The 24,886-nt window shown below is 60.0% G+C and carries 22 protein-coding genes and 1 pseudogene; 13 read left to right on the forward strand and 10 right to left on the reverse strand.

Annotation, left to right across the window (positions count from 1 at the left end):
* Complete coding sequence (locus CCX46_RS00140; protein ID WP_127925288.1) at nt 1-978, reverse strand: NADPH:quinone reductase; 978 nt, start codon at nt 976-978, stop codon at nt 1-3.
* A gap of 149 nt (nt 979-1,127) precedes the next feature.
* Between CCX46_RS00140 and hemF the strand changes: the two genes are divergently transcribed.
* Together hemF and aroE are read left to right on the forward strand one after the other, a co-directional pair.
* Nucleotides 1,128-2,042 carry an oxygen-dependent coproporphyrinogen oxidase gene (gene hemF / locus CCX46_RS00145; RefSeq protein ID WP_127925289.1) on the forward strand — a complete coding sequence of 305 codons (915 nt, stop codon included), beginning with the start codon at nt 1,128-1,130 and terminating at the stop codon, nt 2,040-2,042.
* Nucleotides 2,043-2,051: 9 nt separating this feature from the next.
* Nucleotides 2,052-2,873: a shikimate dehydrogenase gene (gene aroE / locus CCX46_RS00150; RefSeq protein ID WP_127925290.1), complete on the forward strand. Its 822-nt coding sequence runs from the start codon at nt 2,052-2,054 to the stop codon at nt 2,871-2,873.
* Between the two features lie 117 nt (nt 2,874-2,990).
* Here the strand turns inward: aroE and CCX46_RS00155 are convergent, their stop codons facing one another.
* The 3 genes from CCX46_RS00155 to betC form a co-directional block, all read right to left on the reverse strand.
* Entirely contained in the window at nt 2,991-4,559 is a 1,569-nt protein-coding gene (locus CCX46_RS00155; RefSeq protein WP_127925291.1) for a SulP family inorganic anion transporter, read from the reverse strand.
* Nucleotides 4,560-4,815: 256 nt separating this feature from the next.
* The gene (gene choX / locus CCX46_RS00160) at nt 4,816-5,736 is read right to left on the reverse strand and encodes a choline ABC transporter substrate-binding protein (protein WP_127925292.1); all 921 of its coding nucleotides are present in this window, start codon (nt 5,734-5,736) and stop codon (nt 4,816-4,818) included.
* A gap of 16 nt (nt 5,737-5,752) precedes the next feature.
* Nucleotides 5,753-7,267, reverse strand: a complete 1,515-nt coding sequence (gene betC, locus CCX46_RS00165; protein ID WP_127925293.1) for a choline-sulfatase — start codon at nt 7,265-7,267, stop codon at nt 5,753-5,755.
* A 114-nt stretch (nt 7,268-7,381) separates the two neighbouring features.
* Between betC and CCX46_RS00170 the strand changes: the two are divergent.
* Nucleotides 7,382-8,331 (forward strand): annotated as a pseudogene (locus CCX46_RS00170) (choline sulfate utilization transcriptional regulator).
* Nucleotides 8,332-8,335: 4 nt separating this feature from the next.
* Here CCX46_RS00170 and CCX46_RS00175 read toward each other — a convergent pair.
* Nucleotides 8,336-8,998, reverse strand: coding sequence for an NAD(P)-dependent oxidoreductase (locus CCX46_RS00175; protein WP_127925294.1), 663 nt, complete (start codon nt 8,996-8,998; stop codon nt 8,336-8,338).
* Nucleotides 8,999-9,081: 83 nt separating this feature from the next.
* Between CCX46_RS00175 and CCX46_RS00180 the strand changes: the two genes are divergently transcribed.
* Nucleotides 9,082-9,408: a DOPA 4,5-dioxygenase family protein gene (locus tag CCX46_RS00180; protein WP_127925295.1), complete on the forward strand. Its 327-nt coding sequence runs from the start codon at nt 9,082-9,084 to the stop codon at nt 9,406-9,408.
* Nucleotides 9,409-9,423: 15 nt separating this feature from the next.
* Here CCX46_RS00180 and CCX46_RS00185 read toward each other — a convergent pair whose 3' ends face one another.
* Nucleotides 9,424-9,825, reverse strand: coding sequence for a GFA family protein (locus CCX46_RS00185; RefSeq protein WP_127925296.1), 402 nt, complete (start codon nt 9,823-9,825; stop codon nt 9,424-9,426).
* 322 nt (nt 9,826-10,147) lie between these two features.
* On the opposite strand from CCX46_RS00185, the gene CCX46_RS00190 reads away from it, so the two are divergent.
* From CCX46_RS00190 to CCX46_RS00235, 9 genes are all read left to right on the forward strand, one after another.
* Nucleotides 10,148-11,455: a CitMHS family transporter gene (locus CCX46_RS00190; RefSeq protein WP_007911819.1), complete on the forward strand. Its 1,308-nt coding sequence runs from the start codon at nt 10,148-10,150 to the stop codon at nt 11,453-11,455.
* Nucleotides 11,456-11,540: 85 nt separating this feature from the next.
* Nucleotides 11,541-12,308, forward strand: coding sequence for a TerC family protein (locus tag CCX46_RS00195; protein WP_007911817.1), 768 nt, complete (start codon nt 11,541-11,543; stop codon nt 12,306-12,308).
* Nucleotides 12,309-12,635: 327 nt separating this feature from the next.
* Nucleotides 12,636-14,294 carry a Na/Pi cotransporter family protein gene (locus CCX46_RS00205; protein WP_127925298.1) on the forward strand — a complete coding sequence of 553 codons (1,659 nt, stop codon included), beginning with the start codon at nt 12,636-12,638 and terminating at the stop codon, nt 14,292-14,294.
* A 196-nt stretch (nt 14,295-14,490) separates the two neighbouring features.
* A complete protein-coding gene (locus tag CCX46_RS00210) occupies nt 14,491-15,882 on the forward strand; it encodes a M16 family metallopeptidase (RefSeq protein ID WP_127925299.1) in 1,392 nt (463 codons plus the stop codon).
* Nucleotides 15,883-16,072: 190 nt separating this feature from the next.
* Complete coding sequence (locus tag CCX46_RS00215; RefSeq protein ID WP_127925300.1) at nt 16,073-17,101, forward strand: DUF5924 family protein; 1,029 nt, start codon at nt 16,073-16,075, stop codon at nt 17,099-17,101.
* Nucleotides 17,102-17,155: 54 nt separating this feature from the next.
* Entirely contained in the window at nt 17,156-18,304 is a 1,149-nt protein-coding gene (locus CCX46_RS00220; RefSeq protein ID WP_127925301.1) for an ABC transporter permease, read from the forward strand.
* Nucleotides 18,301-19,104: an ABC transporter ATP-binding protein gene (locus CCX46_RS00225; protein ID WP_007911797.1), complete on the forward strand. Its 804-nt coding sequence runs from the start codon at nt 18,301-18,303 to the stop codon at nt 19,102-19,104. Before CCX46_RS00220 ends, CCX46_RS00225 begins: the two co-directional genes overlap by 4 nt.
* A gap of 1 nt (nt 19,105) precedes the next feature.
* Entirely contained in the window at nt 19,106-20,044 is a 939-nt protein-coding gene (locus CCX46_RS00230; protein ID WP_127925302.1) for an MlaD family protein, read from the forward strand.
* Nucleotides 20,041-20,667 (forward strand): ABC-type transport auxiliary lipoprotein family protein, encoded by a 627-nt coding sequence (locus CCX46_RS00235; protein WP_127925303.1) that lies wholly within the window; start codon nt 20,041-20,043, stop codon nt 20,665-20,667. Before CCX46_RS00230 ends, CCX46_RS00235 begins: the two co-directional genes overlap by 4 nt.
* 117 nt (nt 20,668-20,784) lie before the next feature.
* On the opposite strand, the gene CCX46_RS00240 is transcribed toward CCX46_RS00235, so the two are convergent.
* The 4 genes from CCX46_RS00240 to CCX46_RS00260 form a co-directional block, all read right to left on the reverse strand.
* Complete coding sequence (locus CCX46_RS00240; protein ID WP_007911793.1) at nt 20,785-22,014, reverse strand: nucleoside recognition domain-containing protein; 1,230 nt, start codon at nt 22,012-22,014, stop codon at nt 20,785-20,787.
* A 198-nt stretch (nt 22,015-22,212) separates the two neighbouring features.
* The gene (gltP, locus tag CCX46_RS00250; protein WP_007911792.1) at nt 22,213-23,544 is read right to left on the reverse strand and encodes a glutamate/aspartate:proton symporter GltP; all 1,332 of its coding nucleotides are present in this window, start codon (nt 23,542-23,544) and stop codon (nt 22,213-22,215) included.
* A 702-nt stretch (nt 23,545-24,246) separates the two neighbouring features.
* Complete coding sequence (locus CCX46_RS00255; protein WP_016986435.1) at nt 24,247-24,711, reverse strand: inhibitor of vertebrate lysozyme family protein; 465 nt, start codon at nt 24,709-24,711, stop codon at nt 24,247-24,249.
* Nucleotides 24,712-24,713: 2 nt separating this feature from the next.
* On the reverse strand, nt 24,714-24,878 hold the full coding sequence (locus CCX46_RS00260; protein WP_003177151.1) for a DUF1328 domain-containing protein: 165 nt from the start codon (nt 24,876-24,878) through the stop codon (nt 24,714-24,716).
* Nucleotides 24,879-24,886 lie beyond the last annotated feature (8 nt).

The raw sequence follows: 24,886 nt of genomic DNA on the forward strand, positions 1-24,886 counted from the left end.
TCAGGGTTGCAGAACGGTGGAGCCGGTAGTGCGCCGCGCCGACAGCTCGGTTTGCGCCTTCGCCGCGTCAGCCAGTGGATACCGCTGGCTGACGTCCACTTTCAATTTGCCGCTGATGATCATTTCGAACAATTCATCGGCCATCCGCTGCAGATTCTCGGCATTGTTGGCATAAGTCGCCAGCGTCGGCCGGGTCACGTATAGCGAGCCTTTGGCGGCCAGAATGCCCAGATTGACCCCGTCCACCGCACCGGAAGCATTGCCGAAGCTCACGACCAGACCGCGCGGCGATACGCTGTCGAGCGAGGTCAGCCAAGTGTCCTTGCCCACGCCGTCGTAGACCACCGGGACTTTTTTACCGCCGGTCAACTCCAGCACGCGTTGTGCAACGTTTTCGTGGCTGTAATCAATGGTTGCCCAAGCGCCATTGGCCTTGGCCAGTTCGGCTTTTTCCTTGGAACTGACGGTGCCGATCAGCTTCACGCCCAACGCCTTGGCCCACTGACAGGCCAGCGACCCGACGCCACCGGCCGCCGCGTGAAACAGAATGGTTTCGCCACCCTTGAGTTCGTAGGTCTGGCGCAACAGGTATTGCACGGTCAGGCCCTTGAGCATGACCCCCGCTGCCGTTTCGAAACTGATTTCTTCCGGCAGGTGCACCAGATTGTCCTGGGGCAGTACATGCAATTCGCTGTAAGCCCCCAATGGGCCGCTGCCGTACGCCACGCGATCACCGACCTTGAAGCGGGTGACGTCGCTGCCCACTGCATCAACGATGCCTGCACCCTCAGCTCCCAGGCCGGATGGCAAGGCGGGTGGCGCATACAGCCCGCTACGGAAATAGGTGTCGATGAAGTTCAGGCCGATCGCCTTGTTGGCCACGCGCACCTGATTCGGGCCGGGCGCGGCGGGTTCGTAGTCAACATACTCGAGCACTTCGGGACCGCCGTGGGCGCGGAACTGGATACGCTTTGCCATCTGCCTGCTCTCCTTGGGTCTTTCGTGAGCCCCCTATCCAACTCTCATGCTTGATCTTCGTCAACTGCGGCGCGCCGTTGTGCGGTGGTATGCTACGCGCCCATTTGCGTCGCCCGTCCGCGGGGCGCCGCCCGATTCAAGGTGAAGCCATGACGACCCGCACCGACGCCGTAAAGGCCTATCTGCTCGACCTGCAAGACCGTATCTGCGCCGCCCTCGAAAGCGAAGACGGCGGCACGCGCTTCGTCGAAGACGCCTGGACCCGGCCCGCTGGCGGCGGCGGTCGCACCCGCGTGATCGAGAACGGCACGCTGATCGAAAAGGGCGGCGTCAACTTTTCCCACGTCTTTGGCAGCGGTCTGCCGCCGTCAGCCAGCGCCCACCGTCCTGAACTGGCCGGTCGCGGTTTTGAAGCCCTCGGCGTGTCGCTGGTGATCCACCCACACAACCCGCATGTGCCGACTTCCCATGCCAATGTGCGCTTTTTCATCGCCGAGAAAGAAGGTGAAGAGCCGGTATGGTGGTTTGGTGGCGGCTTCGACCTTACCCCGTATTACGGCAACGAAGAGGACTGCATTCATTGGCACCGCGTTGCCGAGCAGGCTTGCGCGCCGTTCGGCCCGGACGTCTACCCGCGTTACAAGGCCTGGTGCGACACCTACTTCCATATCAAGCATCGTCACGAGCCGCGCGGCATTGGCGGTTTGTTCTTCGACGACCTGAACGAGTGGGACTTCGATACCAGCTTCGCCTTCATGCGCGCCATCGGCGATGCCTACATTGATGCGTATCTGCCAATCGTGCAGCGCCGCAAAAACGATGCGTTCACCGCTCAACAGCGTGAGTTCCAGGAATTCCGCCGTGGCCGCTACGTCGAGTTCAACCTGGTTTATGACCGTGGCACGCTGTTCGGCCTGCAATCGGGCGGGCGTACCGAGTCGATCCTGATGTCGCTGCCACCGCAAGTGCGCTGGGGTTACGACTGGAAGGCCGAGCCTGGCAGCGAAGAAGCGCGCCTGACCGAGTACTTCCTGCAAGATCGCGACTGGCTGGCCCAGGACTGAGGATTTCTGATGGATCGTTACGTCGTTTTCGGTAACCCGATCGGTCACAGCAAATCGCCGATGATTCACAAGCTGTTTGCCGAACAGACCGGCCAGCACCTCGACTACAGCACCCTGCTGGCGCCGCTTGATGATTTCGCTGGCTGCGCCACGGCGTTTTTCCAGGAAGGTCGCGGCGCCAACGTTACTGTGCCGTTCAAGGAAGACGCTTACCGTTTGGCCAACAGCTTGACGGCGCGGGCGCAACGGGCCGGCGCGGTGAACACCTTGAGCAAACTCGCCGATGGCTCGCTACTCGGTGACAACACCGACGGCGCCGGGCTGGTGCGTGATCTGACGGTGAATGCCGGCTTCAGCCTGAGCGGCAAACGCATCCTGTTGCTGGGGGCTGGCGGTGCAGTGCGTGGGGCGCTCGAACCGTTGCTGGCCGAAAAACCCGCATCGGTGATCATCGCCAATCGCACGGTGGACAAGGCTGAGTTGCTGGCGGAGTTGTTCTGCGACCTGGGGCCGGTGTCGGCCAGTGGTTTCGACTGGCTGCGCGAGCCGGTGGACGTGATCATCAATGCCACGTCGGCGAGCCTGACCGGCGATGTACCGCCGATTGCGCCGAGCCTGATCGAGCCGGGTAAAACCCTGTGCTACGACATGATGTACGGCAAGGAACCGACGGCGTTCTGCCGCTGGGCCACTGAACAGGGCGCAGCGGTGGCGATGGATGGCTTGGGAATGCTCGCCGAGCAGGCCGCCGAGGCGTTTTACTTGTGGCGCGGCGTACGCCCGGACACGGCGCCAGTATTGGCCGAACTGCGCCGCCAGTTGGCCCAATAAATACCCATGTGGGAGCGAGCCTGCTCGCGAAAGCGGTCTGTCTGACACATCAATGTTGGATGTGCCTCCGTCTTCGCGAGCAGGCTCGCTCCCACAAGGTATGTGCTGATCCCGAGGTCAATCCTCAAACCGGATCGGGCATTTCTCCGGCCCCTCAAGCTTCCTCAACTCCTCCACCACCTGCGGCCGCGCCCGGCGCAAGGTCAGGCTGCGATCCTGGCTCAGCAAGCGCCGCGCCTCCTGATGCAGCATCTCCACCCCTGAATAGTCGATGAAGTTGATCTGCTGCGCCTCGATCACCACCCGCGCGCCGTGCATGCGTTGCAATCTCACCTGCAGATAATGGCTGGCGCCGAAAAAGATCGAGCCGCCGACGCGTAAAACATCGTCCTCACCGTCACGCCAATGTTGCACGCGTGGTTGCGAGGTGCGTTTAAGGTAGAAGAATAGCGACGCCAGCACGCCGGCATAAATCGCCGTCTGCAACTCCAGCAGCAACGTAGCAAGGCAGGTCAGGGCCATGACCACGAACTCGGCGCGACTGACCCGCAGCAATGCGCGGATGCCGCGATGATCGACCAGACCCCAGGCGATCAACAGAATGCTGCCGGCCATTGCCGGGATGGGAATGTGTGAAATCAGCCCGGCGCCGAAAATCGCAAACAACGCCACCCAAATCGCTGAAAACACCCCGGCCAGCGGCGAGCATGCGCCCGCCTCGTAACTGAGGCCCGAGCGGGTAAACGAGCCTGCCGACAATGATCCGGAAAAGAACGCCCCGACAATATTCGATAAACCCTGCGCGCGGACTTCCTGATTGGCATCGAGCAATTGTTGCGACCGCGCCGAAATCGAGCGCGCAATCGACAGGCTGGTGACCAACCCGAGCATGCCCACCGCCACGGCACTGGGCAGCAGGCGCAGAATCAGATCCAGGTCCAGCGGCAACGCACTGAACGGCGGCAAACGCCCGACGAATGCGCTGACCAGATGCACATGGCCGAACATCGCCGGCCACAGCCACACCAGCAGACTGGCCAATGCGAGGGTTATCAACAGCGTCGGCCAGCGCGGTAGCAATTGTTTCAACACCACACCGACGACCACCGTTGCCACACCGAGCACCAGCGAAGGTTTATCCACAGCCCGGAAGTGTTGCAGCAGATCCACCAGACTCGCCAGCGCCGTCGCCTTGGCCGGCAGGTCCAGCCCCAGCAGATTCGGCAATTGCCCAATGGCAATCACCACCGCCGCGCCGAGGGTGAACCCCAGCACCACCGAGTGCGAGACGAAATTCACCAAAGCGCCGAAGCGCAGCAAACCGAGCAGCCACTGGAAAATCCCGGCGAGGAAGGTCAGCAGCAGGATCAGCGTGATGTAGTCCTGCGATGCTGGTACGGCCAAAGGGCTGACACTGGCGTACAGCACGATCGAAATGGCTGCCGTAGGGCCGCAGATCAGATGCCACGATGAGCCCCACAGGCAGGCGATCAATACCGGGATAATTGCGGCATAGAGGCCGTATTCAGGTGGGAGCCCGGCGATCAGCGCGTAGGCAATCGACTGGGGTAACGCGAGAATCGCACCGCTGAGGCCGACGATCAGGTCCCGTCCGACGCTGGCGCGGGTTTGCCGCGGCAGCCAGGTGAGGAAGGGCAAGAGAGAGTGGCGGCTGGGGAAGGCCATGGGTCCTCGCGGTTGGGGTTTTGTTCAAGGTTATCAGGGTGCCAGGGGAAAGGCCCCTCACCCTAGCCCTCTCCCGGAGGGAGAGGGGACTGACCGTGGTGTTTGTCAGAGATTCATCAACCTGCGATTTCACCGTTGAACGCAAGTTTTGAATCCAACAAATATCGGCTCCCTTCCCCCTCGCCCCCTCTGGGGGAGAGGGCTGGGGTGAGGGGGCAAAAATCTCAAGCCAAACCCAATTCCAGCCACCCCACAATCAAAGCTTGGCTTTCACCGCCGCCAACGCATCCTTCCCGTCAGCCGTCTTCACCCCCTCCAGCCACTTATCCAGCACCGCCGGATTCGCCTTGATCCACGCCTTCGCCGCCTCGGCATTGCTGACCTTCTTGTTCACCACCTCAGCCATGATGCTGTTCTCCATCTCCTGAGTGAACGACAGATTGGTCAGCAACTTACCCACATTCGGACACGCCTCGGCGTAGCCCTTGCGCGTCAACGTAAATACGCTGCCGGTGTCGCCAAAGTACTTCTCGCCACCCTTCAGGTAATGCATCTTCAACTGCACGTTCATCGGGTGCGGGGTCCAGCCGAGGAAGGTGACGAATTTCTGCTTCTTCACCGCTCGCGATACTTCCGCCAGCATCGCCTGTTCACTGGATTCGATGAGCTTCCACTGACCCATGTCGAAGTCATTCTTCTTGATGATTTCCTGCAACGAGATATTCGCCGGCGCGCCCGAACCGATGCCGTAAATTTTGCGATCGAACTTGTCCGCGTATTTGTTCAGGTCGGCAAAGTTATGCACACCCGCGTCCCACACGTAGTCCGGCACGGCGAGGGTGAACTCGGTGCCGTCGAGGTTCTTCGCCAGTTGCGTGACATCGCCGGTAGCGACGAACTTGTCGTAGAAGCCCTGCTGCGCCGGCATCCAGTTACCGAGGAAGACATCCACCTGGCCGTCCTTCAAACCGCCAAAGGTGATCGGCACCGCGAGGGTGTCGACCTTGGCCTTGTAGCCCATGCCGTCCAGCAGAAACCCGGTGATGGCGTTGGTCGCGGCGATGTCGCTCCAGCCCGGGTCGGCCATTTTCACCGTGTCGCAACTCTGCTCGGCGAACGCCGAAGCGCTGCTCATCGCGAGCAGGCCGACCGTCACTACTGTGGATAACTTACGCATGGACTTCCCCTTAACATTATTGGTTTTGGCAGGGTTGTGGATAACGTGCTTTGCGTTCCAGATCATCGAGGTCGATGTGGTTGCGCATGTACTGCTGACTGGCATCCACCAGCGGCTGGTGATCCCAGCTCTTCAGCTTGCCGATGGTTAACGCGTCGGCAACAAAACGCCGACGGCGCTGGCTGGCAAGGACTTCCCGGTGAATCGCCGGAATGTCCCACTTGGCCCGGGCTTCGGCGATAAAATCGTCGAACAGCTGGCGATGTTGCGGCGATTGACTGAGTTCTTCCAGTTCGCGCGGATCGTTGCTCACATCGAAGAGTAGGCAGGGGTCGCTTTCACTATAGATAAATTTGTAGGCACCGCGACGGATCATCATCAGTGGGCTGACGGTGCCTTCGGCCATGTATTCGCCGAACACTTCGTCATGACCGCCCTGCCCTTGCAGATGCGCGACCAGTGAGCGGCCATCCAGCGGCAAGCCGGGCTCCAGCGTGCCGCCGGCCAGTTCAACGAAGGTTGGTAACAGGTCAGCGGTCGATACCGCAGCGCTGACACGCCCGGCAGCGAATTGGCCCGGAGCACTTATCAACAGGGGGACTCGGGCCGCCATTTCATACCAGTGCATTTTGTACCAGAGGCCTTTGTCGCCAAGCATGTCGCCGTGGTCACCGGAAAACACGATGATGGTGTCATCGATCAGACCCGTTTCTGCCAGCGTTTGCAGAAGTTTGCCGACGTTGGCGTCGATATAGCTGCACGCACCGAAGTACGCCCGGCGCGCATCGCGAATCTTATCCACAGGCAACGGTTTATCCCACAGGTCATAAACCTTAAGCAGACGCTGCGAGTGTGGATCGAGTTCGTGTTGATCCGGGGGTGTAGGCAACGGGATATCTGCATCGTCGTACAAATCCCAGAACGCCTTGGGAATTGTGTACGGATCGTGTGGGTGAGTCATTGATACGGTCAGGCAGAACGGCTGGTCGCCGTCCTCGCGAATATGATCGAACAGATATTGTTGCGCCTTGAACACCACCTCTTCGTCGAAATCGAGTTGGTTGGTGCGCACACACGGACCGGCCTGCAACACCGAAGACATGTTGTGATACCAGCTCGGCCGCACATCCGGCTCATCCCAGTTCACCGCCCAGCCATAGTCGGCCGGGTAGATATCGCTGGTGAGGCGCTCTTCGTAGCCGTGCAACTGATCAGGGCCACAGAAATGCATCTTGCCCGACAGCGCCGTGCGGTAGCCGAGGCGGCGCAAGTAATGGGCATAGGTCGGCACATCGGCAGGGAAATCGGCGGCGTTGTCATAGGCGCCGATCTTGCTCGGCAATTGGCCGCTGACCAGGGTGAAACGCGAGGGCGCGCACAACGGGCTGTTGCAGTAAGCGGCATCGAACACCACGCCATGTTCGGCGAGGCGGGAAAGATTCGGCAGTTTGATCGGCGAAGGGCCGTAGAACGGCAACATTGGCGCGGCCATCTGATCGGCCATGATGAAAAGAATATTCTTGCGCTTCATGTGATCGCGGCATTCCATAGTGAATATTTATGCGACATTGCTGCGATCGAGCATGGAGTCCATGCTGTAGTCGGTAAAGCCCGCGCCGGACAATGACTAGGATAAGCACAGCTTATGTATGACGCCTTGGGAAATCTGTCGCTCGACCTGTTGCGCGCCTTCGAAGCGGCAGCCCGCCACCGCAGCTTTACCGCAGCGGCGGTAGAGCTTGGCACCACGCAACCAGCGATCAGTCAGCAGATCAAACGGCTGGAGGAACAACTCGGCACGCGGCTGTTTGATCGCATTTACCGAGGGATTGAGCTGACCGAAGTCGGTGCGATCCTGTTCGAGCAAGTTACCCTTGGTTTGCAGAATATCGACGCCGGATTGAGCGCGATCAGCGCACAGCAGCAACATGAGGTGCTGCAGGTCGCTACCGATTTTGCCTTCGCCGCTTATTGGTTGATGCCCCGTCTGCACCGTTTTCACGAAGCCAATCCGCAGGTCGACGTCAGCCTGGTGACCAGTGAACGCAACCACAACATGCTGCGCACCGATATCGATGTGGCGATCCTGTTTGGCGACGGGCGTTTCAAACAGGGCGAGAGTCACTGGTTGTTCAGCGAAGAAGTGTTCCCGGTGTGCAGTCCGCAATTGCTCAAGGACCGCGCCCGGCCCTTACCCGCTCCGGCATTGCTGGACTTTCCATTGCTGCACCTGCGTGGGGAAAACAGCAGCAACTGGTTTGACTGGAGTGGCCTGTTTCGCCAGCTCGGCATCACCACGCCGCCCGCCCCGGGGCATTACGCTTCGACAATTACACGCTGTTGATTCAAGCGGCGATTGGCGGCCAAGGCGTGGCGATTGGTTGGCGCCACCTTGTGGATAACTTGCTGAGTCAGGGTTTGCTGTGTCGTCCCATCGCCGAAACGACCCTGTCGCGCCTCGGTTATTACGTAGTGCTCCCGCAACGCAAACGCCGGGGTGCGTTGATTCAGCAGTTTGTTGATTGGCTGATGGCGGAACAGGCGAGCAGCGCAAAATCCCTCAATGGACTCGCGTTGCCTTCCATCGCCGTATAGCGGCCTATTCGCTGGCCGCCACGAAATTCACATGCTGCCCCACATGCAAATTAAGCCGCAGTTCATCAGCAATCCCTACCGCCACGCGATTCAAACGCTCCAGCGGTTCGGCCAGACCCGGTTCCAGATTGCCGCCGACCTGACTGAAATGCTCAATCGTCAGCCCGGCCACGCCATGGGGCGCATTGACCAGCGTCCAGTGAAGCGGACTGCTTTGCACGGCTTCACGTATTTCCTCGGCGGCGTGACGTTGCAGGCGATCATCGACATCCGGCTCATCCAGCACGGCAAAATCGCCCACCAGAAACAGCCGCGACACATTGGCCGCTTGCAGCCCATCGACCAGCGCATCGACGGCCAGCACCTGTTCGACCGGGCCGAGCACGACAGCCCGTTCCACCTGATCGCTACTGAACGGCAACCCCGGCGCATCCAGTAAACAGATGACCGCCGAACTACCGGCCACGCTCTGATTGATCCGCTCCGAGTCGAACAAATCGCCGGTTTTGGTGCGCAAACCCGGACGCGGTGCGAGTGCGGTCAAATCGTCGAGGATGGCAATGACTTCGTGCTGACGCCGCAGCAACTCAGCCATCAACGCGCTGCCCAGGCTACTCATGGCACCATAGAGCACCACTTTTACCGCCGGGGTTTCGGCATTTTTCATGGCTGATCCCTTTTCTTATCCCTTGTATGGCGTGTGACATACGGGCAACGCCGAGGGTTCGAACCGATTTCCGAGGGTTTGTGATGCAAGCAATCAAGGGCTACCACGCCCACGTCTATTTCGACGCCAATACCATTGAGCAGGCGCGGGCCTTGTGTGAGCAGGCTGCGAAGCTGTTTCCGTTGAAGATGGGCCGCGTCCACGAACGTCCGGTCGGGCCGCATCCGGACTGGAGTTGCCAATTGGCCTTCGACCCCGAGCTGATCGGCGAGGTGCTGCCGTGGCTGGCGCTCAATCGCCAAGGTCTGGTGGTGTTTATGCACCCGGACACTGGGGATGATTTGCTCGACCACACCGAACACGCGATCTGGATGGGTGCGATCCGGCCGCTGAATCTGTCGGTTTTTTAATCAGGCTCTATAAACCTACAGCGTTTCTTCAGCTTCGCCCGGAAGCTGCTCGTCCAGATGCAGCCAGGGCAATTGGCTGTCCGTCCAGATATGTCGCTCGGCCGGTGCCAGTTGCGGCTGATCCAGCGTGGCGATGGTCACGTCGATGCTCTCGGGGCTGAGCGACGTCACCAACGCCAGTTGCGCACCGCAGTTCGGGCAGAAGAAGCGCGCGCAACTGGCCGACGAGTCGTACCGCGATGGCGCCCCGGCCAGCCACTGGAAATTTGCCGCCGGCACGGTAATCCAGGTCGTGACGATTCCACCGCTGACTCGGCGACAAATCGAACAATGGCAATGGGCGATATCCTGCAACGCCCCGCTGAACTGATAACGAATGTGTCCGCAATGGCAGCCGCCGCTGTGCAATTCGCTCATTTCGAAGCTCCCCTTCCCGTGTTCATTGACTCTGGTTCGCATCCGACGGCCGGTTGACCGTTCATTCAAAGCTTTCTGCAGCGAAAGGTAGCTGAAAGCTTCCGCGATTAGCATCGCCTCCACTTCCGGCAACAGACCGGTTGGCCAACGCGTGTGATACCTCGCACGAACGGCCCAATTAACAACAACAATGGTGATTCTGATGTCCTCTGTAGCCCGCCTTTTCGCTGTCACTCCGCCCGTACGTCTCGTGCTTCCCGTTCTGCGCTGATCCCGTCCGATCTGCTCACTCAACTAGCCGCGCTACGCCTGGAGTATTCCCATGCTGACTTTCCTTGGCTTCGCCATGGTCATCACGTTCATGTTCCTGATCATGACCAAGCGCCTGTCCGCGCTGATCGCTCTGATCATCATCCCGATTGTCTTCGCCCTGTTCGGTGGTTTTGCACCGAAGATCGGTCCGATGATGCTCGAAGGCATCACCAAGCTGGCGCCGACCGGCGTGATGCTGATGTTCGCCATTCTCTATTTCGCCCTGATGATCGACTCCGGCCTGTTCGACCCGGCCGTGCGCAAGATTCTCAAACTGGTCAAGGGTGACCCGCTGAAGGTTTCGGTCGGCACCGCCGTACTGGCGCTCGTCGTTTCCCTCGATGGTGACGGCGCGACCACTTATATGATCTGCGTGGCCGCCATGCTGCCGCTGTACAGCCGCATCGGCATGAGCCCGCGGATCATGGCCGGCCTGATCATCCTCGCCGGTGGCGTGATGAACATGACCCCATGGGGCGGCCCGACTGCCCGTGCCGCCAGTGCGCTGCATGTCGATCCGTCGGACATTTTCGTGCCGATGATTCCGGCCATGGCCGCTGGTGTAGTGGCGATTCTGGTTATCGCTTATTTCTACGGTAAACGTGAACGTGCGCGTCTGGGTGAGCTGCATCTGGTTGGCGATGATATCGATCACAGCGAAATCAGCGTGTCGCAGTTCCCGGATGCCCGCCGTCCGAAACTGATCTGGTTCAACGGCGCCCTGACCTTCGGCCTGATGTGCACCCTGATCGCCGGCCTGCTGCCATTGCCGGTGTTGTTCATGGTCGCGTTCAGTATTGCCATGATCGTCAACTACCCTTGCCTGCAGATGCAGAAGGATCGCGTCGCGGCTCACGCCGGTAGCGTGCTGGCAGTGGTCGGGCTGATCTTTGCGGCGGGTATCTTCACCGGTATCCTGTCCGGCACCGGCATGGTCGATGCGATGTCGAAGAGCCTGTTGGCAGTGATTCCGGATTTCCTCGGCCCGTACCTGGCCGTGATCACGGCGCTGGTGAGCATGCCGTTCACCTTCTTCATGTCCAACGATGCGTTCTACTATGGCGTGTTGCCGGTGTTGGCCGAAGCCGCCAGCCACTATGGGATCACCGCAGTGGAAATGGCCCGTGCCTCGATCGTCGGTCAGCCCGTCCACTTGCTGAGCCCGTTGGTGCCATCGACCTATCTGTTGGTGGCCCTGGCTGGCATCGATTTCGGTGACCACCAGCGTTTCACCCTGAAATGGGCGATCCTGGTGTGTATCTGCATCCTGATTGCTGCACTGCTGTTGGGGACTTTCCCGGTGTTCAGCACTCTATAAGCCCAAGACTCACCGTTTCGGGTCCTGGCTTCGCGGTTTGAAGCCCGGACCTTTTTCGGTTTAACAATCGCTCAAAGGAATACACATGGAATGGCTGACCAACCCCGAAATCTGGGTTGCCTTCTTCACCCTGACCGCCCTGGAAATCGTCCTCGGCATCGATAACATCATCATGATTTCGATCCTGGTCAGCCGCATGCCCAAACACATGCAGCAGCGCACCCGGATCTTCGGTCTTGGCCTGGCCATGATCACCCGCATCCTGTTGCTGCTGTCGATCACCTGGGTCATGCGCCTCACCGCCGACCTGTTCGAAGTGTTCGGTCAGGGCATTTCCGGCCGTGACCTGATTCTGTTCTTCGGTGGTCTGTTCCTGCTGTGGAAGAGCTCGCAAGAGATGTACCACGCGCTGGAAGGCGAAGACGAAAGCGACGAAACCCCGGGCGGCAAGGGCGGCAACTTCCTCTACACCATCATCCAGATCGCGATCATCGACATCGTCTTCTCGCTGGATTCGGTGATCACTGCCGTGGGCATGGTGTCCCACGTGCCGGTGATGGTTGCGGCGATCGTTGTGGCCGTGCTGGTGATGATGCTGGCCTCGGGCAAGATCAGCGAGTTCATCGACAAGCACCCGTCGCTGAAGATGCTGGCGCTGTCGTTCCTGTTGGTGGTCGGTACCGTGCTGATTGCCGAGTCGTTCGACGTGCATGTGCCGAAAGGCTACGTCTACTTCGCCATGGCGTTCTCGCTGGCGGTGGAAGCGATCAACATCAAGCTGCGCGGCGCAATGGCCAAGAAGCGACAGCAGCAAGACCCGGTGAAACTGCGCAAGGACATTCCGGGCCAGTAACCCGGTAGTCTGGCAATACGCAGTACCCCTGTGGGAGCGAGCCTGCTCGCGAATACGGAGTGTCAGTCGACAGCAATGTTGGCTGATCCACCGCTTTCGCGAGCAGGCTCGCTCCCACATTTGTTTTGGGCAACACGCGGGAACCGTGTCGGATTCAGGTGGGTGAATGAACCCGTTTTCATGACACTTTTGTTTCAATCGACACTTTAGCTGTGCAATGCTGGCGCCCAGACCGTTAGCCAACTACAGCTTAAGTATCAAAAACGTAGAAACCGCGCGGTACCGTCAACTTGCCTCTCTGAGGCACTGCTAATACAGGGGGTCTGCATGCTCACCCTGCTCAATCTGCTTTCCGCCGTCGCCCTGCTGATCTGGGGCACGCACATCGTCCGAACCGGCATCCTGCGGGTGTACGGCACCAACCTGCGCCATGTGATTGGCCAGAACATGTCCAAGCGCTGGCTCGCCTTTGTCGCCGGCATCGTCGTCACCGCCATGGTGCAGAGCAGCAACGCCACCGCCATGCTCGTCACCTCCTTCGTCGGCCAGGGCCTGATGGCGCTGACCCCGGCGCTGGCGACCATGCTCGGCGCCGACGTCGGTACCGCGCTGATGGCGCGGGTGCTGACGTTTGACCTGTCATGGCTGTCGCCGCTGCTGATCTTTCTCGGGGTGATTTTCTTTCTGTCGCGCAAACAGACGCGGCTCGGGCAAATGGGCCGGGTGTCGATCGGCCTCGGGCTGATCATTCTCGCGCTGCAATTGATCGTTGAGGCTGCTGCGCCAATCACCCACGCGCAAGGGGTGAAGGTGATTTTCGCCTCGTTGACCGGTGACATTCTCCTCGACGCCTTGGTCGGCGCGTTGTTCGCGATGATTTCCTACTCAAGCCTCGCGGCCGTGCTGCTCACCGCGACGCTGGCCGGTGCTGCGGTCATCAGTTTGCCGGTGGCAATTGGTCTGGTGATCGGCGCCAATATCGGCAGCGGCGTGCTGGCGTTCATGAGCACCAGCATGCAGAACGCCGCCGGCCGGCAAGTGGCATTGGGCAGTCTGTTGTACAAACTCATTGGCCTGCTGCTGATCATCCCGGTGCTCGACCCGCTGGTGCACTGGATCGACAGCCTCGATTTCAGCCCGCAGGAAATGGTCATTGGCTTCCACTTGCTCTACAACACCGTGCGCTGCCTGATTCTGCTGCCAAGCGTCGGGCCAATGGCGCGCCTGTGTGCGTGGTTGCTGCCGGAGCGGCCGGAGGTCAACGGCACCGCCAAACCCCGTCATCTCGACGCCACCGCACTGGTCACGCCGAGTCTGGCGCTGGCCAACGCCGCACGGGAAACCCTGCGCATGGGCGACTTGCTCGACAACATGCTCGACGCGACCCTTGATGTGCTGCGCGGCAAACAGACTGCCGTCACCCAGGAAATACGTCGGCTGACCGACGACGTCGAAGCGCTGTACAGCGCAATCAAATTGTATTTGGCGCAGATGCCCCGCGAAGACCTCGGCGAGCAGGACAGTCGGCGCTGGGCCGAGATCATTGAGTTGGCGATCAACCTGAAGCTGGCCGCCGACCTGATCGAACGCATGCTGCGCAAGATCCAGCAGCAGAAGACTTCGCAGCGCCGTTCGTTTTCTGAAGAAGGTCTGGAGGATCTTGCTGGGTTGCAGCAGCAATTGATTGCTAACCTGCGTCTGGGTCTCTCGGTATTCCTCAGCGGTGACCGCGAAAGTGCCCGCCAGCTACTGCGCGAGAAACGCCGCTTTCGCGCACAGGAGCGCCGTCTGGCCCATGCGCATGTCAGCCGTTTGCAACGCAAGATCGTCCAGAGTCTGGAAACCAGTTCGTTGCACCTGGAGTTGATTGCCGACATGAAGCGCTTGAATTCACTGTTTTGCGGCAGTGCGTATGTGGTGCTGGAAACGGCCGACACCGGAGCGCTGGCGGCGGATGATATTGCCGACATTACGCATTCGCCTTGAACGACTGGGGCTGGGTTTAGTCAGTTACATTGATTCAGCCTTAAGACCTTCGCGAGCAGGTCGAATCGTCGCACCGTCGCCCCCACAGGGGAATGCGTTTCGAATGTGGGAGCGACGGTGCGACGATTCGACCTGCTCGCGAATGGCGGCCTGAATAGCGACACGGATCTCCAAATCAGCCGTATGGAAGCCTGTTATGCGTTGCCTGTTGTTCGCCTGTCTGTTGCTCGGTTCCCTGCCCGCCTTTGCCCTGGATCGTTTTCAGGTCGAAGGCTATGCGCTGCCCAACGGTTTGCAGTTGCTGCTCAAGCCCGGCACCGAGCGCGGGCATGTGGCGATCCGGCTGGTGGTCGGCGTCGGCCTCGATGATTTCGATTGCGATGACAAGGAGCTGCCGCACCTGCTTGAGCACTTGTTGTTCAGCGGCATCGACGCCACCGGCGAAGGCGGTTTAGAGGAGCGCATGCAGGCACTGGGCGGTGACTGGAACGCCTTCACCAGCAACGCCGACACCACGTTTGTCATCGAGGCCCCGGCGAAAAACCAGCGCAAAGTGCTCGACCTGCTGCTGGCTCTGCTTACGCAAACGCGCATCGACGACAACGCGATCAACGCCGCCAAACGGGTGGTCGAGCGCGAGGACGGTGGCCATTACACCCGGCTACAACGTTTTCTCGATCGTCAGGATCTCGGCCACACCGCGGCCAATCAACTCGCCGTCGAACTGGGCCTGAAATGCCCGCAGCGTGCCGAAGTCGGTCACCTGACTCAGGAGCAGTTGGAAAAGGTGCGCAAGGCCTGGTACGCGCCGAACAACATGACCCTGATCGTCGTCGGCGAACTCGACAAACTGCTGCCGGCTTACCTGGAACGCACCTGGGGGGCACTCGAAGCGGTTGAGCCTAGCGAACACCGTGCACTGCCAGACATCAGCACCAGCGCCGCCCATGAGCGCACCCTCACCCGTGGCTTTATCGGCGACAGCGCCAAGCTGCACTGGCTGGTGCCGGAGCCGGTGATCGATGATCAGTACGACCAGACCTTCGACATTCTCAAGGATTATCTGGACTGGGCGCTGTACCGGCAGATCCGCCTCAATCACGGTTTGTCCTATGGACCTTGGGCCGAGCGCGAAGTGTTTGGCGGTGTCGGCTTCATGAGCCTGAATGCCGATCTGGATCGCGATGATGTCGACGAAGCCATCCAGGTGCTGGAAGACCTCAAGGCCGATCTGCTGAAAAACGGCCTCGACCCGGACACCTTCGCGCGGATCAAACAGGCTTCCATCGCCCATCAAGCCTGGGCGGTGCAAGGCAACAGCGCGATGGCGGATTACTACTGGAGTGCGCTGAGTGATTACGAGGATGGCCGTTTCGCCAACCCGGCGCGCGAGCTGCAAGGGGTGACGCTGGAAGCGGCGAACAAGGCTATGCGCGAGTTGCTGCTGCAACCGGGGTATCTGCGGATCGAGAAGCCATTGATCAGTGATGATCAGGTGTTGTGGTTGAGTGCGGGTGGCTTGGGTCTGGTGTTGTTGATCCTGATCGGTTGGCGTTTGCATCACCGCCGCCGGCCGGCCGAGCACTAATCCTGTAGGAGTGAGCCTGCTCGCGAAAGCGGTGGGTCATACAACAAATGTGGTGACTGACCCACCGCATTCGCGAGCAGGCTCGCTCCCACAGGGTGAGTGGTGAATTTACTGACCGGCAGCCTCGCCACAGCGCCCGGCGGGCGCTACTCTGTCGAGGTTTTTTCCTATCCAGTCGTGAACCGCCCAAATGCCAAAAATACAGCTCCTGATCCAGCGCCTTCTCGAACTGATGAAGCGCTATCCCGGGGTCATTGCGCTTGGCGGTTTCATCTCCGGAGTCGGCAGTTTCATCATGGTCGATCGTCAGCAAGGGCTGGCGAGCTGGATCACCGTGATCATGCTGCTCAGCTGGATCTGGCTGATGCTGGAAAACACCCTGACCGGCCTCTTCACCCGCATCTTCAAACGCGAGATTCCCCAGCCGCTGCTGCGTTACGCGACGCAGATGATCCATCAGGAAAGTCTGTTTTTTGTCCTGCCATTCTTCTTCATCACCACGACCTGGAACAGTGGCCAGTTGTTTTTCACCGGCCTGCTCAGCGTCGCCGCTTTGATTTCCATCGTCGATCCGCTCTATTACAAATGGCTGGCGCCACGGCGCTGGGCGTTTCTCGCGCTGCACACCCTGACCCTGTTCGCCGCCCTGCTCACCGCATTGCCGGTGATCATGCACCTGACCACCGCGCAGAGCTTCAAGTGGGCGCTGGGCATTGCTGTGCTGCTGTCGTTCCCGAGTCTGGCGTCGATCTTCCCGATCCGCACGCTGCGCAATGCCCTGGCGATCTTGTGCATCACCGTCGGCATTGGCGGCGTCGGTTGGGCGCTGCGTTCGTGGGTGCCGCCGGCGACGCTGTGGATGACCGATGTGGCGATCAGCACGCAAATGCAGGATCGCACCCCCGGTGCCAGCCTCGACACGGTCAGTGCCGAACAGATTCGTGGTGATGGCCTCTACGCCTACACCGCGATCAATGCGCCGCGCGGGCTCGATGAGCGGATTTATCACGTCTGGCAATTCAACGGCAAAGAGGTCGACCGCATTGCCCTCGACATCCATGGCGGGCGCAAGGAAGGCTACCGGGCGTGGACGCACAAGCAGAACTTCCCCGGCAATCCGGCGGGCAAGTGGCAGGTGCGGGTGCTGACCGAGGATGGCCAGGTGATCGGCGTGCTGCGTTTCGAAGTCACGGACAGCACAGCGATCAAAGAAAAGTAATCGCGTTCGTGCTATTACGTTAGTTCGCCTAATAGCCGAACAAGCACGGAGCTTATGACCAGCAGTTCGATCAGCGGCAATGCCCAACTGGACACGTCGATCAGCCCTGCCCGCCTGCGGGTCACGGGGGACTGGACGCTTGTCCATTACGCCGAGCTCAAGCACCTGAGCGAAAAGCTCCACGGCCAGTACGACGCCAACACGCCGATTGATCTGAATAGCCTCGGCGCCCTCGACACGGCTGGCGCTTCGTTGCTGGTCGAACTGCTCGGCTCCGAGCGTCTCGGCAAATCCGCCGAACACCCCGATTGCACGCTCTCCTCCGCCGACCGCGCGCTGCTGCAAACCGTGTATCAATCGATGACTGATTTCTGCGTGCCGATCAAGGAGGCGGAAGTCAGCGTCAGCGTGCAACTGCTGACCCGGATCGGTCGCGCCGTGGAAACGGTCTGGCAAGACACCCTGCAAGTGCTGGGTTTCATCGGCCTGATCCTGGAAACCATCGCCCGTGGCCTGTTCCGGCCCAAACGCTGGCGCATCACGCCGATGATCGCGCACATCGAACAGACCGGCCTCGACGCCGCGCCGATCGTGGCGTTGCTGACCTTTCTGGTGGGTGCGGTGGTGGCGTTTCTCGGGGCTACGGTGCTGGCCAGTTTTGGCGCGACGATTTTTACCGTGGACCTGGTGGGCTTCTCGTTTTTGCGTGAATTCGGCGTGCTGCTCACGGCGATCCTGATGGCCGGGCGCACCGCCAGTGCCTTCACCGCGCAGATCGGCTCGATGAAGGCCAATGAAGAAATCGACGCGATCCGCACCCTCGGCCTCGACCCGATGGAGCTGCTGGTGGTGCCGCGTGTGCTGGCGATGCTGGTGGCGCTGCCGATGCTGACGTTTCTTGCGATGCTCTGCGGGATTATTGGCGGCGGTGTGGTCTGCGCGGTGTCGCTGGATATTTCGCCGGCGATGTTCCTGACACTGTTGCAATCGGACATCGGCATCCAGCATTTTCTGGTGGGGTTGGTGAAAGCGCCGATCTTCGCTTTCCTGATCGCCGCGATTGGCTGCCTGGAAGGCTTCAAGGTCAGCGGCAGTGCCGAGTCGGTCGGCGCACACACCACGTCTGCCGTGGTGCAATCGATTTTCGTGGTGATCGTGCTCGACGCGGTGGCCGCGCTGTTCTTCATGGAGATGGGCTGGTGAGTCGTCTACCCCGCGCGCCCTCGGAGGCGGTGATCGAAGTCCGTGGCCTGTGCAATCGTTTCGGCAGCCAGAGCGTGCACGAGAATCTCGATCTGGATTTGTACAAAGGCGAGATTCTCGCCGTGGTTGGCGGCTCCGGCAGCGGCAAATCGGTGTTGCTGCGCAGCATCGTCGGTTTGCGCCGGCCCAGCGAAGGCATGGTCAAAGTGTTTGGCAAGAACCTGCCGAGCCTGTCCGAGCATGAGCGTTCGCTGGTCGAGCGACGCTTCGGTGTGCTGTTCCAGAAAGGCGCGCTGTTCTCCTCACTGACGGTCACCGAGAACGTCGCCCTGCCCCTCATCGAACATGCGGGCCTCAGCCGCAACGATGCCGAGCATCTGGCGGCGGTGAAACTGGCGTTGGCCGGATTACCGCTGTCGGCGGCGGACAAATACCCGGCGTCGCTGTCCGGCGGCATGATCAAGCGTGCTGCGCTGGCGCGGGCCTTGGCGCTGGATCCGGATATTCTGTTTCTCGACGAGCCGACTGCCGGCCTTGATCCGATAGGCGCTGCGCAGTTCGATCAACTGATTCTGACCCTGCGCGATGCACTCGGCCTCAGCGTGTTTCTGGTGACTCACGACCTCGACACGCTCTACACCATTACCGACCGCGTGGCGGTGCTGGCGCAGAAAAAGGTCTTGGTCGCGGGGCCGATCGATGTGGTTTCGGAAACCGATGACGCATGGATTCACGAATACTTCCACGGCCCGCGCGGCCGCTCGGCGCTGGACGCCGCCAAATTGCTCAACGAGGTCTGACATGGAAACCCGAGCCCATCATGTGTTGATCGGCCTGTTCTCAGTGATTGTCGTGGCAGGCGCCCTGCTCTTCGGCCTGTGGCTGGCCAAGTCGAGCGTCGACACTGAGTTCAAGGATTACGAAATTGTCTTCAGCGAGGCGGTCAGCGGTTTGTCCAAGGGCAGCCCGGTGCAGTACAGCGGGATCAAGGTCGGCGACGTGATCAACCTGCGCCTTGATCCGAAAGATCCACGGCGCGTGCTGGCGCGGATTCGTTTGGCCGGTGACACGCCAGTCAAAGAAGACACACAGGCCAAACTGGCACTGGCCGGGATCACTGGCACATCGCTCATCCAGCTCAGCGGTGGCACGCCCGAGAGTCCGCAGCTCCGTGGTCACGACGGCAATCTGCCAACCATCGTCGCCTCACCCTCGCCTATCTCGCGACTGCTTAATGACTCTAACGATTTGATGACCGGGATCACCGCGCTGCTGCAGAACGCCAACCAGATGTTCTCCGCCGAAAACGTCGACCGCGTCAGCAAGACGCTCGCCCATCTGGAGCAAACCACCGGGACGATCAACGATCAGCGCGGCGATATCAAGCAGGCCATGCAGCAACTGGCGACCGTCGGCAAACAGGCCGGCAGCATGCTCGAACAGACGTCGCTGCTGATGCGCAACGCCAACGGTTTGATCAACGACCAGGGCAAACAGGCACTGGGCAGCGCCGAGCAGGCGATGAAGTCGCTGGAACAAAGCACGACCACCATCAGCACTTTGCTGAGCAAAAACGAAAACTCCCTCGACAACGGCATGCAGGGCCTCAATGGCCTGGCCCCGGCGATCCGCGAACTGCGTGAGACGCTGACCTCGTTGCGCGCTATTTCCCAACGCCTTGAGGCCAATCCCAGCGGTTACCTGCTGGGCCGTGACAAGAACAAGGAATTCACGCCATGAAGCTGACTCGACTCGCCCTCTTCGCTGCCGGTTTTTCCTTGATCAGCGCCTGTTCGATTCTGCCCAAGTCCGAGCCGGCGGATGTCTATCGCCTGCCAGCCGCACAGACGCCCGCCTCGGCCAGTTCGGCGTCGGCTCAATCGTGGTCGCTGCGGCTGAACAAGTTGCAGGCCAGTGAGGCTTTGAACCGGCCGACAATTGCGGTGATTCCTCAGGGCGATGTGATCAGCAGCTACAAGGGCTCGCGCTGGAGTGATCCGGCGCCGGTGCTGGTGCGTAATCGCTTGCTCGACGGGTTTGCGCGTGATGGTCGGGTGACGTTGCTCAGTACCGATGACAGCAACTTTGCCGCGGATCTGGAATTGGGCGGGAGCTTGCAGGCGTTTCAGACCGAGTATCAGGGCTCGCAGGCCAGCGTCGTGGTGCGGGTCGATGCGTTGTTGGTGCGCGGTTATGACCAGCGCATCCTGGCCAGTCGCCGCTTTGAAGAGCGCCAGCCGTTGAGCGATGTGCAGGTGCCAGCGGTGGTCGCCGGGTTTGGTCAGGCCAGTGATCGCCTGACCACCAAGGTCGTCGCGTGGGCCGTCGACCAAGGCCAAAAGCTCGCCCCCCAAAGACCTTAAGCCCCAACACCAATCCCTGTGGGAGCGAGCCTGCTCGCGAAGGCGTCGTGTCAGACACATCAACGTGAATGACAAACCGCTTTCGCGAGCAGGCTCGCTCCCACATTGGATATTTGTTCAGCCGAAGAACCAGTAGCAGACGAAAATAGCCCCGACCACACCGGCAAACTCTGCCAACAGTGCACAGCCCACCGCATGCCGCGCCCGCTGAATGCCCACCGCGCCGAAATACACCGCCAGCACATAGAACGTGGTCTCGGTACTGCCCTGAATCGTCGCCGCGACCAGCGCCGGGAAGCTGTCGACGCCTGAAGTCTTCATCGTTTCGATGAGCATCGCCCGCGCCGCGCTGCCGGAAAACGGTTTGACCATCGCTGTCGGCAGCGCATCGACAAACCGCGTGTCCCAGCCGGCCCACTCGACCAGATGACGAATGCCATCCAGCCCGAAGTCCAGCGCCCCGGAAGCACGCAGTACGCCCACCGCACAGAGCATCGCCACCAGATACGGCAGCAGGTTCTTCGCGACATCGAAGCCTTCTTTGGCGCCTTCAACGAACGCCTCGTAAACCTTCACTTTCTTTAACGCGCCGATCAGCAAGAACAACATGATCAGCCCGAACAGCGTGAGATTGCCGAGGATCGACGACAATCCCGCCAAAGCGGTTGCTGACAGGGTGCCCAGCAGCGCCATGAAGCCACCGAGAATCAGCGCGCCGGGAATCAGATAGGCCAACACCACCGGATCCCAGATCCGCAGACGCTGCATGAACGCCACCGAGAGGAAGCCGACAATCGTCGAGCAACTGGTCGCCAGCAGGATCGGCAGAAACACCAGCGTCGGATCCGGCGCGCCTTGCTGGGCGCGGTACATGAAGATCGTCACCGGCAGCAGGGTCAGGGAAGAGGCGTTGAGCACCAGGAAGAGGATTTGCGCGTTACTGGCGATGGTGGCACTGGGATTGAGCTCCTGCAGCGCCTTCATGGCTTTCAGGCCGATGGGCGTGGCCGCGTTGTCGAGGCCCAGACCGTTGGCGGCGAAGTTCAACGTGATCAGGCCGAGGGCAGGGTGACCGGCCGGGACTTCCGGCATCAGCCGCAGAAACAGAGGGCCGAGCACCTTGGCCAGCCATTCGACGATCCCGGCCTTTTCGGCAATGCGCAGGAAGCCCAGCCACAAGGTGAGGGTGCCGAACAGCAGCACCATGACCTCGACCGAGAGCTTGGCCATGGCGAAAATGCTTTCCACCATCGCCGCAAAGATCCCGGCGTTGCCGCCGATCAGCCACTGCGCCAGCGCCGACACGGCTGCCACGATGAAGAAGCCAAGCCACAGGCCATTAAGCATCAGTCAAATCCCCCGAAGAATGCGGCGAATGATAGCGGGGTCGCCAGAAACGACAAACCCCGGATTTCTCCGGGGTTCGTATGGCTGACTCGGTCCACTGTAGGAGTGAGCCTGCTCGCGATGGCGGTGTATCAGACAACAGAGATGTTGAATGTACAGCCCTCATCGCGAGCAGGCTCACTCCTACAGGGATTTGTGTCAGTTCTTGGAGATTTCGCCAGCTGGCAGTTTTTCCTTGCTGCGCCAGTGCGGCAGGGAGTTCCAGTAGCGCTCGCCTTTGGCATCGTCGTACATGCCTTCCCAACGTGCGATTACCAGCACAGCCAGCGCGTTACCGATCACGTTCAGAGCGGTACGGGCCATGTCCATAACGCGGTCGACACCCGCGATGAACGCCAGACCTTCCAGCGGAATACCGACGCTGCCCAGGGTCGCCAGCAGCACCACGAAGGACACGCCCGGTACACCGGCGATGCCTTTGGAGGTAACCATCAGGGTCAGGACCAGCAGCAGCTGCTGGCTGATCGACAGGTCGATGCCGTACAGCTGAGCGATGAAGATTGCGGCGATGGACTGGTACAGGGTCGAACCGTCGAGGTTGAACGAGTAACCGGTCGGCACGACGAAGCTGCAGATGGCTTTCGGCGCGCCGTAGGCTTCCATCTTCTCGATCACGCGTGGCAGCACGGTTTCCGAAGAAGCGGTGGAGTAGGCCAGGACCAGCTCATCCTTGAAGATGCGCATCAGCTTGAACACCGAGAAACCGAACATCTTGGCGATCAGGCCCAACACTACGAAGGCGAAGAAGGCGATGGCGAAGTAAACCAGGATGACCAGTTTGGCCAGCGGCACCAGCGAGGCGAAGCCGAAGTTGGCCACCGTCACCGCGATCAGTGCGAACACGCCGATCGGCGCGTAGTTCATGATCATGTGGGTGACTTTGAACATGCTTTCCGAGACGCCCTGGAACATCTTCACCAGCGGCTCGCGCAGGTCCGACTGCAGGCTCGACAGACCGAGACCGAACAGCACGGAGAAGAAGATGATCGGCAGCATTTCGCCGCGGGCCATGGCCGCGAAGATATTCGACGGGATCAGGTTGAGGATGGTCTCGATGAACGCGTGTTCATGCTGTACTTCGGCGGCGGTCGCCTGGTACTTGGAGATATCCACTGTGCCCAGGGTGCTCATGTCGATGCCGGCGCCCGGATGGAACACGTTTGCCAATACCAGACCAACGAGGATGGCGATGGTGGTGACGATTTCGAAATAGATAATCGTCTTCAGGCCGATACGCCCGAGCTTCTTGGCGTCACCCACGCCGGCAATGCCGACGATCAGGGAGGAGATGACGATCGGGATCACGATCATCTTGATCAGACGGATAAAGATATCGCCTGCTGGTTGCAGGACGTTGCTGATCCACCAGGCTTTCTCGGCACTGAAGTGGTTGAGCAACGCACCAATTGCAATACCCAATACCAGACCGATGAGGATCTGCCAGGCGAGGCTAAGTTTTGCCTTCTTCATTATCTTTACCCTTACTTGCGTTTGACTCAGGCACATGCAGGAACTGGAACGCTCTTTAGCGGAAAAGTCTGTGCATCTGCCTCCGTATAAGGTGCCCCGAAGCGCGTGATTACGGCTCTTCGGCAGGCGAAAAAAGGCGCAACTATTCCGATGCAAGGTTGCGCCGTCTAATGCCGTAAACGCCTACCCTATGCCGAATCGGCATGAGCTTTTTTAAATGAAACTGGCGTCCCAACCGGTTCGATTGTGACATTTCGGCCGGCATAAGTGCCGTGAACCGGCCATCACAGAGCAGGTTGATTATTTTTTGAACGAGAAAAATCGACAAAAATCTTGGGAAAAAGCCTACGTGGCAAGACTAGAAGTCCTACTGTTCAAGCGGTTTTTTTGTCGATATACGGTCGCCAGGAAACACCGCGTAATGTTTTCGCGCGCAGTGTCAGCGATAAAAACAACGAGCTGGACGCTCTGGATCAATGTTTTGTCTGATTGAAAGCTCAGCGCAAGTCCGTCGAACCGCTGTGGGTCGGCGAACCTGCGGCGCAGCTTTTACCCTGACCCGGCCCTTGCGCAGGCACTCCCTGTACCCGTAGGTCACTCCGACCCTGCAACAGTCAGAACGTCCCGGCCCCCTGGTCATGCGCCAGCCTTCCTCAGGTCGGCGCAATGGAAAGCAGCAGGGCTGCTGCCTTCATGTTCAGATCAGTACCACTTCGGATCTTTCTTCAGGGTTTCCATCAAAAGATCCTGCATGCCCTGGTCGGGTTTGCCGAGGAAGCGGTAGGTGGCATGTCGCGTTGGCGACTTGTCCGCGGGCAGTCCCTCGGGCACATCAACGAGCATGGCGTAAGCATCTTTCTTGTCGAAACTGAACGCGACGATCAAGCGGTGATTCAGGCACTTGTCTGCGGATTCGCAGAGCGGGCCGACCAGATACTGGTCACCATCTTCAGTTACGGCATTCATCTGTTGGTCAGGCGTGCCGGACAGGTTCATCACCCATTCCGGCAGGCGCTCTTCCTTCTTCACCACGCCTTCCCAGGTTTCCCGGTATTGCGGGTCTGAACTCAACAGTTCGTTGACCCGCGTCTGGCCGTCATTGGCCGCCATCGCCATGGCACTACCGCCCAGAAGCAGGGCGGCTGCCAGTGTCTTCAAAGCACTCATCGTTAACCTCGGCCGCGACGGCCAAAGAAGAAGGAAGCAATGAACATCACCAGGAACACGACAAAGAGAATCTTGGCGATACCCGTGGCGGTGCCCGCGATACCACCGAAGCCCAGTACTGCAGCGATGATGGCAATGATCAAGAATGTAATTGCCCAGCTCAACATGGTGATTC

It is taken from the genome of Pseudomonas sp. RU47 (assembly GCF_004011755.1).
GTDB lineage: Bacteria > Pseudomonadota > Gammaproteobacteria > Pseudomonadales > Pseudomonadaceae > Aquipseudomonas.